We start from the raw sequence: 14,838 nt of genomic DNA, 5'->3' as shown, positions 1-14,838 counted from the left end.
GATAGGGTGCATTGAACTCGCTGTTCGGTCCAAACCGGATGATAATTACCCCTGGGACATGGGTTGGCAAATATCCTAGAATATGGAAGCTGATCGTATGCCGGTCGCGACGTTGGGGGGACGACCTGTCTAATATCACTGTTGAGAATTTGAATGCCGCGCTTACCGGCAATCCGGAAGCTCTCGAAGTTCACCTTGAACTCGTCGAGCGCGATGTCGTTCTCGATGGACACCAAGTAAAGATTCACTGTCACTGTCTGACAGTCGACGCGAATGGCCGCGTCGATCCGCATCGGCTCGCGGAGTTTATGCGACACGCAGTGACCAATTACGCCATCCCGCGCGCGAGAATGGCTGACGCCAAGGCGCGGGACGAGAAATGGAACAGCGGCGAGGCGGTGGCCGCGCTTCACGAGGAAGCGAAGCGGTCTTTCACCGATCTTGCTCTCACTGGCGAGGGCGGGGAGATGCTGCTGTTTTTGCTGGCCGAGCGCTTTTTGAAGCTCCCGCAAATCCTCTGCAAAATGGACCTGAAAACGGACACCCGCCTGCATTATCATGGCGCAGATGGCGTTTACGCTGGCGTCACAGACGACGGAATTTTGAAGCTCTTTTGGGGTGAGTCCAAGGTCTACAAGGACGTCGGTGACGGCATCAAGGAGTGCTTCGCATCGATCGCGCCCTTCCTGATCGAGCCCGACCACGAGGGTGCAGAGCGGGAGAAGGACCTTATCCTTCTGAGCGACAAAGCCGACCTGTCCGACCCAATCGTCACAGCGGCTCTCCGGCAATATTTCAACAAGGACTCAAAGCAGTCCAAGCGCGTCCGGTACTGCGGCATCGCTCTGATCGGATATGATGCGGCCTACTACCCAGCCGACGGTGTGAAGGGCATAGCGGAAGACATCGCTAAAGCGGCGAAGGCCGAACTCGAAAAGTTGAAAGCCCATAGCCGACGTTCGCGGCATCTGAGTTAAATGACCGTCCCTGGCCGACGCCAGCCGGAGGTGCCGAGCCCAGCGAACGGCAGCGAACTCTGCGTTGTGGGCGGGAACCGGCCGTTCCGGACTTGCCCAAAAGGAGGCCTTCACGCACGCCGAAATTCGCCCAGATCCCCGTCACAAGCGGAATGATGCTGTCTCGCGGGCTCGATCGGGGAGAACCCCCCTCACGCTACATGTTCCCATTATGTTCTATGATTGTAGGCTCGCCCCCGCTACCGTTCGACGATGAACGAGATGACCAGCAGACCGCCAATCGCGCGGAGGCGCTTCGCTGTTGCGAGGGCCGTGCTCCGGACGGGCCAGTCCTTGGCGCGGCTGTGGGACGAGGAGCGCCTCGACGCATTTTCACGTCCGGCGCACTATCGCCACCACCCCGCCGGAACCCCTCCGAAGAAAAAATATAAAAAAACGCACAGACAACCCCATGCACCCGGGAATTCGAGCGCAAACACCGCAAACAGCGCCCCCGGCGCGCAGCGCGATCGGCCGCGCTTCCCCCGGCCTCTACGCCGCCTCGCGCTCCTCGGCTTCGCTCGCCTGGCGCATCCACATCTCGGCATAGAGGCCGTCGCGCGCCAGCAGTTCGGCGTGGCCGCCGCGCTCGACGATGCGGCCGGCTTCCAGCACCAATATCTCGTCGGCGTGCGCGACGGTCGACAGGCGGTGGGCGATGACGATGGTGGTGCGGCCCTGCTCGACGCCGCGCAGGGTGGTCTGGATGTCGGCCTCGGTGCGGCTGTCGAGCGCACTGGTGGCCTCGTCGAGGATCAGCAGCGGCGGGTTCTTCAGCAGGGTGCGGGCGATCGCCACGCGCTGCTTCTCGCCGCCCGACAGCTTGAGCCCGCGCTCGCCGACGCGGGTGTTGTAGCCCTGCGGCAGCGACAGGATGAAGTCGTGGATCGCGGCGCCGCGGGCGGCTTCCTCGATCTCCGCCTGGCTGGCGCCGTCGCGGCCATAGCCGATATTATAGCCGATCGTGTCGTTGAACAGCACCGTGTCCTGCGGGACGATGCCGATCGCCTGGCGCAGCGAGGCCTGCGTCACCTTGGCGATGTCCTGGCCGTCGATCGTCACCCGGCCGCTGCTGATGTCGTAGAAGCGGTAGAGGATCCGCGCGAGCGTCGACTTGCCCGCGCCGGAAGGGCCGACCACCGCCAGCGTGCCGCCGGGGCGGATCGCCAGGTCGATGCCCTTCAATATCTCGCGCTCGGGATCATAGGCGAAATGGACATTTTCGAAGCGGACCATGCCGCCGTCGATCTTCAGCGGCACCGCGTCGGGCGCGTCGACCACTTCGGCCGGCGTGTCGATCAGCCGGAAGATCGCCTCCATGTCGATCAGGCCCTGGCGGATCTCGCGATAGACCATGCCGAGCATGTCGAGCGGGCGGAACAGCTGGCTCAGCATCGTGTTCACGAACACCACGTCGCCGGGCGAGAACCAGCCCCGGCTCCAGCCATAGACGCTATAGCCCATCGCGCCCGCCATCATCAGGTTGGTGATCAGCGACTGGCCGATGTTGAGCGCCGCCAGCGAGCCTTCATTCTTGGTGGCCGCCTTCGCATAGGCGGCGATGGCGACGCCGTAATTGTCGGCCTCGCGCTTCTCGGCGTTGAAATATTTGACGGTCTCATAGTTGAGCAGCGCATCGACCGCGCGCGCGGCGGCGCGGGTGTCTTGCTCGACCATCTCGCGGCGCATCTTCGATCGCCATTCGGTGACCCTGCGGGTGAAGGCGATATAGCCGGCGATCGCGACCACCGTCGCCGCGACCAGCCCCGGGCCGAACTTCACCAGGAAGATCAGGCAGACGGCGGTCAGCTCGAACAGGGTGGGGCCGATGTTGAACAGCAGGAAATAGAGCATCGTGTCGATGCTCTTGGTGCCGCGCTCGACGATCTTGGTGAGCGCGCCGGTGCGGCGTTCGAGATGGAAGCGCAGCGACAGGCGATGGAGCTGCCAGAACACTTCGAGCGACAGCCGGCGGGCGGCATCCTGGCCGACCAGCTCGAAGATCGCGTTGCGCAGATTGTCGAACAGCACCCCGCCGAACCTCGCGCCGGCATAGGCGACCACCAGCGCGACCGCGATCGCGACGCCCGGCTCCAGCCCCGGCGCCATCCGGTCGATCGCCGCCTTGTAGGCGAACGGCATCAGCAGCACGACCGCCTTCGACGACAGCACCAGCACCATCGCGATCAGCACGCGGGCGCGCAGCGCCGGCTCCCCCTTGGGCCAGAGATAGGGCAGGAAGCGCCGGAGCGTGGCGAGGCCATGCTCGGGGTTGGCGTTGCTGGCGGAGGCGTGATCGGGTGGCATGGTCCGCCAAGATAGGGATGGCGGGCCGATAGGGGAAGATCGGCCCGTCATGCCCGCCATTGCCCGGCGGCGTTGTTGCCGACAGGATGGACGTCGGCCCCATGCGCGGCGATCCTGCCGGGCGGGATCGTCGGCGGCGCCTGTCACCATGAGGAGAGTTGAATTGCCCGACCTGGTTTGCTTCGACGTGGATGACGGCATCGCCACGCTCACGCTCAACAACCCCGAGCTGTACAATCCCATCTCCGACATCGCGATGGTCGAGGCGATCGAGGGCGCGCTGGCCCGGCTCAACGAGGATTTCTCGATCCGTGTCGCGATCCTGACCGGGGCGGGGAAGGGGTTCAGCTCTGGCGGTAACCTGCGGGAGCTCGGGCAGCCCGGCGGACTGGGCGGCGGCGCGCCGGCGGATACGCCCGCCGCTTACAAGCGCGGAATCCAGCGCATACCGCTGGCTTTCCAGGCTGTCGAAGTGCCGATCATCGCCGCGGTCAACGGGGCCGCGATCGGCGCCGGCTGCGATCTGGCGTGCATGTGCGACATCCGCATCGCCGGCGAGAGTGCGGTCTTCGCCGAGAGCTTCGTAAAGCTGGCGCTGGTTCCAGGCGATGGCGGGGCCTGGTTGCTGCCCAGGATTGTCGGCCATTCCAAGGCTGCCGAGATGGCCTTTACCGGCGATCGGCTCAGCGCCCGCGAAGCGCTGGAGTGCGGCCTCGTCTCCCGCGTCGTTGCGGACGCGGATCTTATGGATGAAGCGCGGGCCTTGGCGGCGCGGATCGCGGTCAACCCGCAGCACGCGCTCCGCATGACCAAGAGACTGCTGATGCACGGGCGGGACAGTCGGCTTGCCGAGCATCTGGAGATGGCGGCGAGCTTCCAGGCGCTCGCGCACAGCACCGCCGACCAGCGTGAAGCGGTCGCGGCGTTCAACGAGAAGCGCAAGCCGAACTTCACCGGTGCCTAGCGGGAGGCGCGGCCGATGCGCGCTCCCGGAAGAGCGCTCTATCCCCGGATCCAGGTTCATCCCACTGCCGCGGCCTTGATAGATGACGCCTATCTTGTCATGATCTTCGGCCATGCAGCTGCGCTTGCTACGATATTTCACGACGCTGGCGCGCGAGCAGCATTTCGCCCGCGCGGCCCAGGCCTGCGGTGTCACCCAGCCGACGCTGTCGGCGGGCATCGTCGCCCTGGAAGAGCAATTCGGACACCGCCTGGTCCTGCGTGACCGACGCTATATGGGATTGTCCGCCGAGGGCCAGGCGATGTTGCCATGGGCGCAGCAGCTGGTCGCGGTGTTCGACGGCATGGCGGATGCGATGGCGGCGATGACCGGCCCGATCCAGGGCGAGTTCAGGCTGGGTGCGATTCCCGCGGCCATGCCGGCCGTCGGCCATATCGCGCACGCGCTGCTGGATCAGCATCCGGGGCTGACTCTGTCGGTTCGCTCGATGACGTCGCGCGAGATCGAGCGGGCGCTGGGCGGTTTCGAGCTCGATGCCGGGCTTACCTATCTCGACCATGAGCCACCCGCCGACATGCTCACTGCGCCGCTCTATTCCGAACGCTATATCTTCCTTTCCCGGCTCGGCGGAGCTTTCGCCGGCCGCGACAGCGTCGGCTGGCAAGAAGCTTCCACGGCGGACCTGTGCCTGTTGCACCAGGGCATGCAGAACCGGCGGATCCTGGACGCGAGGCTCGCCGAGCGGGGGCTTGCGCTCAATCCCCGCGCGACGGCTGACAGCTATGTCGCCCTGCTCGCAATGGTCCAGTCTGGCGGTTTCGCGACAATCGTGCCCGACAGCTATCTCGCGCTTCTGCCCGGCCTCAGCTGGGCGCAGATATTGCCGTTCGAGGAGCCGATTCCGGCAAGCCGGATAGGCTTCATCATCCCCAACCGCGCGCCGATCGGCCCACTGGCCAGCGTCGCACTGTCCGCGGTCGGGCGCATCAGGATCCCCGGCATGGCGGCATGATAGACTATATCTATCAATCATCCGAATTAGTGATTTGACCGATGCTTGCGGTCGTATCAAGGCTGCAGCATGATCATTGCGAAACAGGAAGCTATCGAAGACGTCGTCGCGCGGCTGTCCGCGGCGCAGGGATCGAGGCGGGGCGCCTTGCTGCCGCTGCTGCACGACCTGCAGCGCGAGCTGGGATGGATCGACGATGCTGCGGTCGCCGCGGTCGCGGCCGCGCTGAACCTGAGCCGAGCCGAGGTCCACGGCGTAGTGACCTTCTATCATGATTTCCGCCGTGTCCCGGCCGGTCGGCACGTCGTGAAATGTTGTCGGGCCGAAAGCTGCCAGGCGCGTGGCGGGGCTGCAACGGAGCAGGCGCTGGCAGAGCGGCTCGGCGTCGCGATGGGTGAAACTCGCGCCGATGGACAGGTGACGCTCGAGCCGGTCTATTGCCTCGGCCTGTGCGCGATTGGGCCCAACGTGCTGATCGATGGCGAGCCGATGGCGCGGATCGACGGCCAGGCTGCGATCGAGCGGATCGCGGCGCGGGTGGCGGCATGACCCGGGTCTATATCAGCAAGGATATGGCATCGGTCGCGCTCGGCGCCGACGCGCTGGCCGATGCTTTCTCCGCGGCGGGCTGTGAGGTGGTCCGTACCGGCAGCCGTGGCCTGTTCGCTATCGAGCCGCTGGTCGAGATCGACAGTGAAGAGGGCCGGATCGGCTATGGGCCGGTCGCTCTCGAGGATGTCGCGGCGGTGTTGGCAGGCGACCATCCCAACCGACTGGGGTCGGTTGAGGCGCTGCCATTCTTCGCGAAACAGCAGCGCTTCACCTTTGCCCGCTGCGGCCTGAACGATCCGCTCGATCTTGCCGCCTACGCGCGGACCGGCGGCTGGCAAGGGCTGGGGGCGGCGCGGGCGATGGAACCCCAGGCCATAGTCGACGCGGTCAAGCAGTCGGGTCTGCGCGGGCGCGGCGGTGCTGGTTTCCCGACCGGGATCAAGTGGCAGACCGTGCTCGACGCCCGCGCCGATGAGAAGTTCATCGTGTGCAATGCCGATGAGGGCGACAGCGGCACCTTCGCCGATCGCATGCTGATGGAAGGCGATCCCTATAGCCTGATCGAAGGCATGGCCATTGCTGCCCAGGCTGTCGGCGCGGACCACGGCTATATCTATATTCGCTCCGAATACCCCCATGCGATCAAGACGATGCAGCAGGCGATCCTGCGTTCGGAGGCTGAGGTCGCGCCGTTCACGCTGGAGGTTCGTGTTGGCGCGGGAGCCTATGTCTGCGGCGAGGAGACCGCGCTGCTCGACTCGATCGAGGGCAAGCGCGGCCAGGTTCGCGCCAAGCCGCCGCTGCCCGCGATATCGGGGCTGTTCGGCCAGCCTACCGTGATCAACAATGTGCTCAGCCTGGCTGCGGTTCCCTTCATCCTGGCCCATGGCCCGGAAGCCTATGCGGCGGTTGGCTTCGGCCGCTCGCGGGGAACAATGCCGGTGCAGCTGGCGGGCAACGTCAGGCATGGCGGGTTGTTCGAGATCGGTTTCGGCATCACCCTGGGGGAGCTGGTCGACGAGATCGGCGGGGGCACTGCGACCGGGCGGCCTGTGCGCGCGGTTCAGGTGGGTGGCCCGCTGGGCGCCTATTTCCCGCCGTCGATGTTCCACCTGCCGTTTGACTATGAGGCCTTTGCGGCGGCCGGCGGGCTGATCGGCCATGCCGGGATCACCGTGTTCGACGACAGCGTCGACATGGCGGGCATGGCGCGCTTCGCCATGGAGTTCTGTGCGGTCGAGAGCTGCGGAAAATGCACGCCCTGCCGGATCGGATCGACCCGCGGGGTGGAGACGATCGATCGCATCATCGCGGGCGGCCGGCATGGCGGCGCGGTGGAGGCGCTGCCGCAGATGCGCAATGCCAAGCCGGGAGCCCGGACGGTAGAGCAGGAGATCGTCGTGCTGCGCGAACTGTGCGACACGATGAAATACGGATCGCTCTGCGCGCTGGGTGGTTTTACACCCTATCCGGTGCTGAGTGCGCTCGATTATTTTCCCGAGGATTTCGGCGGCGCACCGGCGCTGACCCAGGCGGCGGAGTAGGCCCATGGCGTGGATTGGCGAAATCGACCTGGGCACACGTCCGGCACCGGCCGCTGGCCCGATGGTGTCGCTGATGATCGACGACCAGCCGGTCCAGGTACCGGAAGGCACCTCGATCATGCGCGCCGCAGCGCTGATGGGCACCTCGATCCCGAAGCTTTGCGCGACCGACACGCTCGAATCCTTTGGCTCGTGCCGGCTGTGCCTGGTCGAGATCGATGGCCGTGCCGGCTATCCGGCCTCCTGCACCACGCCGGTCATGCCCGGCATGGTGGTGCGCACCCAGAGCGAACGGCTCAAGGAGCTGCGCAAGGGGGTGATGGAACTCTACATCTCCGATCACCCGCTCGATTGCCTGACCTGTTCGGCCAATGGCGATTGCGAATTGCAGGACATGGCGGGGGCGGTCGGCCTGCGTGACGTGCGCTATGGGTATGAGGGCGAGAACCACCTCGCGGCCGCCAAGGATGAGTCCAATCCTTATTTCACGTTCGACAGCACCAAGTGCATCGTCTGTTCGCGCTGCGTCCGCGCCTGCGACGAGGTGCAGGGGACGCTCGCGCTGACCGTTGACGGGCGCGGTTTCGGCTCGCAGATCGCCGCGAGCCAGAAGCAGGACTTCCTCTCCTCGGAATGCGTGAGCTGCGGTGCCTGCGTGCAGGCTTGTCCGACCGCGGCGCTCAACGAGAAGAGCGTGATCGAGATTGGCACGCCGGACCGCGCAGTGGTCACCACCTGTGCCTATTGCGGAGTCGGCTGCACCTTCCGTGCCGAGATGCGCGGCGAGGAGCTGGTGCGGATGGTGCCGTGGAAGGACGGCAAGGCCAATCGCGGCCATAGCTGCGTCAAGGGCCGCTTCGCCTGGGGTTATGCCAAGCATCGCGAGCGTATCCTGAAGCCTATGATCCGCAGCTCGATCGACCAGCCCTGGCGTGAGGTCGAATGGGACGAGGCGATCGCCTACACGGCCTCCGAGTTTCGCCGCATCCAGGCGAAATATGGCGTCCGGTCGGTTGGCGGAATTACGTCGAGCCGCTGCACCAACGAGGAAACATTCCTCGTCCAGAAGCTGATCCGCCAGGGCTTCGGCAACAATAATGTCGATACCTGCGCACGTGTCTGCCACTCGCCGACCGGCTATGGACTGAAGACGACCTTCGGCACCTCCGCGGGCACGCAGGATTTCGACAGCGTGATGCATGCCGACGTCATGATGGTGATCGGTGCCAATCCAACCGACGGCCATCCGGTGTTCGCGAGCCGCATGAAGCGGCGGCTGCGCCAGGGGGCGCGGCTGATCGTGATCGATCCGCGCCGCATAGACCTGGTCCGCACGCCGCATGTCGAAGCCGATCATCACCTTCCGCTCAAGCCCGGCACCAATGTCGCCGTGCTGACAGCGATGGCGCATGTCATCGTCGAGGAAGGGCTGGCCGACGAAGCCTTCATCCGCACGCGCTGCGACTGGGACGAGTATCAGGACTGGGCGGCGTTCGTATCCGAGCCGCACCGCTCACCCGAGGCCACCGAGCCGTTGACCAACGTACCCGCCGCCGAGCTTCGCGCTGCGGCCCGGCTCTACGCGACCGGCGGCAACGCCGCGATCTATTATGGTCTCGGCGTTACCGAGCATAGTCAGGGATCGTCGACGGTGATGGCGATCGCCAATCTTGCCATGGCAACCGGCAATATCGGTCGCGAAGGAACCGGCGTGAACCCGCTGCGCGGCCAGAACAACGTCCAGGGCGCCTGTGACATGGGCAGCTTCCCCCATGAGTTTTCCGGCTATCGGCATGTCTCCGACAGCGGTACGCGCGCGTTGTTCGAAGAGGTCTGGGGCGTCACGCTCGATGCCGAGCCCGGGCTGCGCATTCCCAACATGCTTGATGCAGCCACCGAGGGCGCGTTCAAGGGGTTGTTCGTCCAGGGCGAGGATATCCTCCAGTCCGATCCGAACACCACCCACGTCGCGGCGGGGCTCGCGGCGATGGAATGCGTCGTCGTGCAGGACCTGTTCCTCAACGAAACCGCGAACTACGCGCACATCTTCCTGCCGGGCTCGACCTTTCTCGAGAAGGACGGGACCTTCACCAATGCCGAGCGCCGCATCCAGCGCGTCCGCAAGGTGATGGCGCCGTCGAACGGATATGGCGACTGGGAGGTGGTCCAGCTGGTCGCGCAGGCGATGGGGCTCGACTGGACCTATGCCCATCCGTCGGAGATCATGGACGAGATCGCCCGGCTGACGCCCAGCTTCGCCGGCGTCAGCTATGCCGCACTCGACGAACATGGTTCGATGCAGTGGCCGGCCAATGACAAGGCGCCCGCCGGCACGCCGATGATGCACATCGACGGTTTCGCGCGCGGCAAGGGGAAGTTCGTCGTTACGGATTATGTGGCGACCGACGAGAAGACCGGCCCGCGCTTTCCGCTGCTGCTGACCACCGGGCGCATCCTCAGCCACTATAATGTGGGTGCGCAGACCCGGCGGACCGACAACGTCGCGTGGCATCCGGAGGATCTGCTCGAAATCCATCCGGCCGATGCCGAGAACCGCGGGATCAAGGACGGAGACTGGGTGTCGCTGCGCAGCCGGGCCGGCGAGACGACATTGCGAGCCACCGTGACCGAGCGGGTCGCGCCGGGCGTGGTCTATACCACCTTCCACCATCCGGTGACGCAGGCCAATGTCATCACCACCGACTTTTCGGACTGGGCGACAAATTGCCCCGAGTACAAGGTGACGGCTGTCCAGGTTGGCCTCTCCAATGGTCCATCGGACTGGCAGGAACATTACGCCGAACAGGCCCGCCGCAGCCGGCGGATCGAACCTCTCGAGGCGGCCGAATGACAAGCGATGCCGATGGTCGCCTGATCTACATGGCCAACCAGATCGCCCGCAACTTCGAGGCGCTGGGGCATCACAATGCGGTGGCGGCCACCGCAGATCATATCCTCGCCTTCTGGGATCCGCGCATGAAGGCGCATATCTTCGCGTTGGGCGAAGATATGCACGCGGGCCTCTCTCCGATCGCCGCGGCGGCGGTGGCGCAGTTGCGCGCCGGCCGCGAGCCTGCGTCGCAGACCCGCGCAACACGCTTCGCCGGTGCCATCGAATCGGGCGGCTCCGACGCCGGCTGAACCCTTCCGGCTCAGCCGGCAGCAGTAGCGCGCGACCGTTCCTGCGGCGCTGCGTAAAATATTTCATGGGATCGGATTCGCTGCTCCGACGTTAACCGCCGAGTTGCCAGCGGTGCTGTCCGCTTCAGCCTCCGTCACATGGGAAGCCGGATATGCTGCCGAGGTCTATTACAGCCTCCATCCGGTTGCGTCGCGCAATATGACCCGAATGACCGGCTTGGCATCGATTCGCCGGCGGGCGCGAAGGCGTGCCTGGCCGCGTTCGCCGCATGGAGGCGGCCCATGACTGTTGGCGGCGGGGCGAAGTTGCTGGCCATCCTCGCGCCGGTCGCGCTGGCAGGCTGCGGCGGCGTGATGGATCCGCAGGGACCAGTGGGCGCGGCTGAGCGGACGATCCTGCTCAACAGTCTTGCGATCATGCTGGCCATCGTGATCCCCACGATCATTGCCCTGCTCGGCTTCGCCTGGTGGTTCAGGGCCGGCAACAAGAAGGCACGCTATCTGCCCGACTGGGCTTATTCGGGCCGTGTCGAGCTCGTCGTTTGGTCGATCCCCATCCTGGTGATCCTGTTCCTGGCGGGCGTGATCTGGGTCGGCAGCCATCAGCTCGATCCCTATCGTCCGCTTCCTGCCGCCAACACGCCGATCGAGGTGCAGGTCGTCTCGCTCGACTGGAAATGGCTGTTCATCTATCCCGCGCAGGGCGTCGCCAGTGTCAACGAGCTGGTCGTGCCCGCCGGCGTGCCGGTGCACTTCTCGCTTACCTCGGCCAGCGTGATGAACGCCTTCTTCGTGCCGCAGCTCGGCAGCATGATCTACGCGATGAACGGCATGGTCTCGCAGCTGCACCTGCAAGCGGACCGCCCCGGAACCTATGATGGCCTGTCCGCTCACTATAGCGGCGATGGCTTCTCCGACATGCATTTCGTCACCCGCGCTGTCCCGGCCAATCGATTCGTCGGCTGGGTCGCCCGGACGAGATCGCGGGGACCTGTGCTCGATGCGCGCAGCTATGCGGCGCTGGCGCGGCACAGCGTGGAGCGGCGGCCCTTCACCTATCGCGCCGTCGCGCCGGGGCTATTCGATGCGATCGCCACGCAGAAGATCCCGCCTTCGCCGGGTCCCGGCATCGGACGCACCGATATGCCCCATGATGTTTCGCCGCGAGATGTAGGATGAACTGGTTCGGGAAGCTCGACTGGTCCGCAGTTCCGCTGGACCAGCCCATCCCGCTGATGGCGTCCTCGGTGACCGGCGGCGGCATTGTCGCGGTGCTGTTCTACGCTTGGCGAAGGGGTTGGTGGCCGTATCTATGGCGCGAGTGGATCACCAGCATCGACCATAAGCGCATCGGGGTGATGTATATCCTGCTCGCGCTGGTGATGTTGTTGCGGGGGTTTGCCGACGCGATCATGATGCGATCGCAGCAGTCGCTGGCGACGCATGGGGCGCTCGGCTACCTGCCGCCCGAACATTATAATCAGATCTTTTCGGCACACGGCACGATCATGATCTTCTTCGGTGCGATGCCGTTCATCATCGGGCTGATGAACTATATCGTGCCACTCCAGCTGGGCGTGCGCGACGTTGCCTTCCCGACGCTCAACTCGGTCGGCTTCTGGCTGACCGCTTCGGGCGCCTTACTGGTCAATATCAGCCTGGTGGTCGGCGAATTCGCGCGCACCGGCTGGCTGCCTTATCCACCCCTGTCGGAGCTTGCCTATTCGCCGGGTGTCGGCGTCGATTATTATCTCTGGGCGCTGCAAATAGCCGGTGTGGGGACGCTCGTTACCGGTATCAACCTCGTTACCACCATCCTGAAGATGCGTGCTCCCGGCATGTCCTACATGCGCATGTCGATGTTCTGCTGGACCAGCATGGCGTCCAGCCTGCTGATCGTCGCGGCTTTCCCCATCCTCACCGCGACGCTCGCGATGCTGACGCTCGATCGTTATGCCGGCTTCCACTTCTTCACGAACGAGGCGGGCGGCAACCCCATGATGTTCGTGAACCTGATTTGGGCCTGGGGCCATCCCGAAGTCTACATCCTTGTCCTGCCGGCCTTCGGCATCTTCTCCGAGATATTCTCGACTTTTTCTCGCAAGCCGCTGTTCGGCTATCGCTCGATGGTGATGGCGACGATGTTCATCTGCATCGTCTCCTTCTTTGTCTGGGCGCATCATTTCTTCACCATGGGCGCCGACGCCGACGTCAATGGTTTCTTTGGGATAGCAACGTCGATCATTGCAGTCGGGACCGGCGTGAAGGTGTATAACTGGATTTTTACCATGTATGGCGGCCGCGTTCACTTTCAGGTGCCGATGCTGTGGGCGCTGGGTTTTGTCGTCACCTTCGTCATCGGCGGGATGAGCGGTGTGCTGCTAGCAGTGCCGCCGGCCGACTTCGTGCTCCACAACTCGATGTTCCTCGTAGCGCATTTCCACAATGTCATCATCGGTGGCGTATTGTTCGGCGCCTTTGCGGGCTACGAATATTGGTTCCCCAAGGCATTTGGTTTCCGTCTTCACGAAGGTTGGGGCAAAGCGGCATTCTGGCTGACGATCACCGGTTTCTTCGTTACTTTCATGCCGCTTTATGCCGCGGGTCTGGAGGGGATGACGCGAAGACTGCAGCACATCGACAATCCGGCGTGGGACAAGTGGGTGATGTTGGCAGGATTGGGCACGATCATCATCGCGCTCGGCGCGGTGTCGCAGATCGTCCAACTCGTTGTCAGCATCAGGATGCGCGACCAGCTGCGCGACGTCACCGGCGATCCATGGGACGGACGAAGCCTCGAATGGGTGACGCCGTCGCCACCGCCGAGCTTCAACTTCCCGGTATTGCACGACGTGCATGGTGAGGAGGCTTATTGGAGCATAAAGCAGGCAGCAATTGCCCAGCAGCGCCTCCCGGACGAGCCCGACTACGAGTCGATCGAGATGCCGCGCAACAGTTCTACTGGTTTCGTCACCGCCTTCTTCACCAGTTTCATGGGCTTTGCACTGATCTGGCACATATGGTGGATGGTCGCACTTGGCTTCGTCGGCGCCTATGCGACCTTCGCCGTCTTCGCGTGGCGCGACCATGACAAATATGAGGTGCCGGCCGAGGAGGTCGCGCGCGTCGACCGCGCCCGCCGCGCGGCGCGCAATGCGGAATGGCTGGCCGCGCAGGGGAAGCCGGCGTGAGCAGTGCCGCGACGACGCCCTCCGGCATCTCGGCCGCGAATCGCCAGCGCGATCCGTACCGGATCGGCCATGACCGGCACGCTCATCGCGATGGCGGCGCGCGCGGCCATGGCGAGGGCGGTCCTGCACCCAAGCGCGTCATCGTCGGCTTTGGTTTTTGGATCTTCCTGCTGTCGGACATCGTCATGTTCGCGGGCTTCTTCGCTGCCTACGCGGTGCTGGCCGGATCGACCGCCGGCGGACCCAGCGGGCGCGACCTGTTCGATCTACAGCGAGTGGCGATCCAGACGGGCTGCCTGCTCGCGAGCAGCTTCACCTGCGGCCTGAGCTTCGTCGCCGCGACGCGCCGCAACCAGCTTCAGGTCCAATTGTGGCTGCTCGTCACCGGCCTGCTCGGCCTCGCCTTCGTCACTCTCGAGCTGATCGAGTTCGTCGAGATGATGATGCAGGGTGCCGGCCCCGACCGCAGCGCCTTCCTTTCGGCCTTCTTCGCGCTGGTTGGCTGTCACGGCCTGCACGTAACCTTGGGCGGACTGTGGTTGCTTACGATGATGGCGCAGATCTGGGTCAAGGGATTCCGGCCGCGCATCATGCGGCGATTCCTCTGCTTCAATCTGTTCTGGCACGCGCTCGACATCATCTGGGTCGCGCTGTTCACGATCGTCTATCTATTGGGAGCAGGCATGTGACAGAACCTCCCGGCACTGGCCTCGACGACAACAATGACGATGCTGCGCCGGGCGACGAGTGCCTTGGCGGGCCAAGCGAAGCGCATGGCCTGGGCATCTATGTTGCCGGACTGGCGCTAGCAGTTGCGTTGACGGCGGCGAGTTTCGCCACAGCCGCCTATGACATCGTCTGGGAGCCGGCGATTCCCGCGGCGCTCATCGCTCTGGCGGTGGCACAGATTGGCGTCCATCTGGTTTTTTTCTTGCACATCACCAGCGGCCCAGAGCACACCAACAACAGCCTGGCGCTCGCCTTCGGGCTATTCGTCGTCGTACTGGTGGTGGGCGGGTCGATCTGGATCATGGGTCATCTCAACCATCGCGTGATGCCGATGAGGCAGATGATGCAGATGCAGCGATAGGGACTGAGATCTGTCGCTTCG

Annotated in this window: 12 protein-coding genes; 11 read left to right on the top strand and 1 reads right to left on the bottom strand. The window is 64.5% G+C overall.

All coding sequences use genetic code 11. The features are described 5' to 3' along the window. Nucleotides 1-149: 149 nt before the first annotated feature. The gene (locus tag AC1DQK_RS13165; RefSeq protein ID WP_477871169.1) at nt 150-977 is read left to right on the top strand and encodes a HamA C-terminal domain-containing protein; all 828 of its coding nucleotides are present in this window, start codon (nt 150-152) and stop codon (nt 975-977) included. A gap of 531 nt (nt 978-1,508) precedes the next feature. On the opposite strand, the gene AC1DQK_RS13160 is transcribed toward AC1DQK_RS13165, so the two are convergent. Next, nucleotides 1,509-3,323, bottom strand: coding sequence for an ABCB family ABC transporter ATP-binding protein/permease (locus AC1DQK_RS13160; protein WP_477871167.1), 1,815 nt, complete (start codon nt 3,321-3,323; stop codon nt 1,509-1,511). Between the two features lie 163 nt (nt 3,324-3,486). On the opposite strand from AC1DQK_RS13160, the gene AC1DQK_RS13155 reads away from it, so the two are divergent. The 10 genes from AC1DQK_RS13155 (at nt 3,487) to cyoD (ending at nt 14,817) form a co-directional block, all read left to right on the top strand. Continuing rightward, nucleotides 3,487-4,287 carry a crotonase/enoyl-CoA hydratase family protein gene (locus AC1DQK_RS13155; protein WP_477871165.1) on the top strand — a complete coding sequence of 267 codons (801 nt, stop codon included), beginning with the start codon at nt 3,487-3,489 and terminating at the stop codon, nt 4,285-4,287. 112 nt (nt 4,288-4,399) lie between these two features. Then, a complete protein-coding gene (locus AC1DQK_RS13150) occupies nt 4,400-5,299 on the top strand; it encodes a LysR family transcriptional regulator (protein WP_477871163.1) in 900 nt (299 codons plus the stop codon). Nucleotides 5,300-5,368: 69 nt separating this feature from the next. Then, on the top strand, nt 5,369-5,848 hold the full coding sequence (locus AC1DQK_RS13145; protein ID WP_477871161.1) for a formate dehydrogenase subunit gamma: 480 nt from the start codon (nt 5,369-5,371) through the stop codon (nt 5,846-5,848). Further along, nucleotides 5,845-7,395, top strand: coding sequence for an NADH-ubiquinone oxidoreductase-F iron-sulfur binding region domain-containing protein (locus AC1DQK_RS13140; protein ID WP_477871159.1), 1,551 nt, complete (start codon nt 5,845-5,847; stop codon nt 7,393-7,395). The genes AC1DQK_RS13145 and AC1DQK_RS13140 overlap by 4 nt, the downstream gene beginning before the upstream one ends. Nucleotides 7,396-7,399: 4 nt before the next feature. Further along, nucleotides 7,400-10,246: a formate dehydrogenase subunit alpha gene (gene fdhF / locus AC1DQK_RS13135; RefSeq protein WP_477871157.1), complete on the top strand. Its 2,847-nt coding sequence runs from the start codon at nt 7,400-7,402 to the stop codon at nt 10,244-10,246. Continuing rightward, entirely contained in the window at nt 10,243-10,536 is a 294-nt protein-coding gene (locus tag AC1DQK_RS13130; protein ID WP_477871155.1) for a formate dehydrogenase subunit delta, read from the top strand. Before fdhF ends, AC1DQK_RS13130 begins: the two co-directional genes overlap by 4 nt. 282 nt (nt 10,537-10,818) lie before the next feature. Next, complete coding sequence (gene cyoA, locus AC1DQK_RS13125) at nt 10,819-11,715, top strand: ubiquinol oxidase subunit II (protein ID WP_477871153.1); 897 nt, start codon at nt 10,819-10,821, stop codon at nt 11,713-11,715. Then, complete coding sequence (locus AC1DQK_RS13120; protein WP_477871151.1) at nt 11,712-13,727, top strand: cbb3-type cytochrome c oxidase subunit I; 2,016 nt, start codon at nt 11,712-11,714, stop codon at nt 13,725-13,727. Before cyoA ends, AC1DQK_RS13120 begins: the two co-directional genes overlap by 4 nt. Further along, nucleotides 13,724-14,416 (top strand): cytochrome o ubiquinol oxidase subunit III, encoded by a 693-nt coding sequence (gene cyoC / locus AC1DQK_RS13115; protein ID WP_477871150.1) that lies wholly within the window; start codon nt 13,724-13,726, stop codon nt 14,414-14,416. Before AC1DQK_RS13120 ends, cyoC begins: the two co-directional genes overlap by 4 nt. Beyond that, a complete protein-coding gene (cyoD, locus tag AC1DQK_RS13110; RefSeq protein ID WP_477871148.1) occupies nt 14,413-14,817 on the top strand; it encodes a cytochrome o ubiquinol oxidase subunit IV in 405 nt (134 codons plus the stop codon). Before cyoC ends, cyoD begins: the two co-directional genes overlap by 4 nt. Nucleotides 14,818-14,838 lie beyond the last annotated feature (21 nt).

The organism is Rhizorhabdus sp. P4_G5 (assembly GCF_056401065.1).
This window is presented reverse-complemented; position numbering and strand designations above follow the sequence as displayed.

Coding starts and splice junctions, on each gene's coding strand:
- AC1DQK_RS13160 (WP_477871167.1), bottom strand. CDS start 3,323: ATGCCACCCGATCACGCCTCCGCCAGCAACGCCAACCCCGAGCATGGC.
- AC1DQK_RS13150 (WP_477871163.1), top strand. CDS start 4,400: ATGCAGCTGCGCTTGCTACGATATTTCACGACGCTGGCGCGCGAGCAG.
- AC1DQK_RS13145 (WP_477871161.1), top strand. CDS start 5,369: ATGATCATTGCGAAACAGGAAGCTATCGAAGACGTCGTCGCGCGGCTG.
- AC1DQK_RS13140 (WP_477871159.1), top strand. CDS start 5,845: ATGACCCGGGTCTATATCAGCAAGGATATGGCATCGGTCGCGCTCGGC.
- fdhF (WP_477871157.1), top strand. CDS start 7,400: ATGGCGTGGATTGGCGAAATCGACCTGGGCACACGTCCGGCACCGGCC.
- AC1DQK_RS13130 (WP_477871155.1), top strand. CDS start 10,243: ATGACAAGCGATGCCGATGGTCGCCTGATCTACATGGCCAACCAGATC.
- cyoA (WP_477871153.1), top strand. CDS start 10,819: ATGACTGTTGGCGGCGGGGCGAAGTTGCTGGCCATCCTCGCGCCGGTC.
- AC1DQK_RS13120 (WP_477871151.1), top strand. CDS start 11,712: ATGAACTGGTTCGGGAAGCTCGACTGGTCCGCAGTTCCGCTGGACCAG.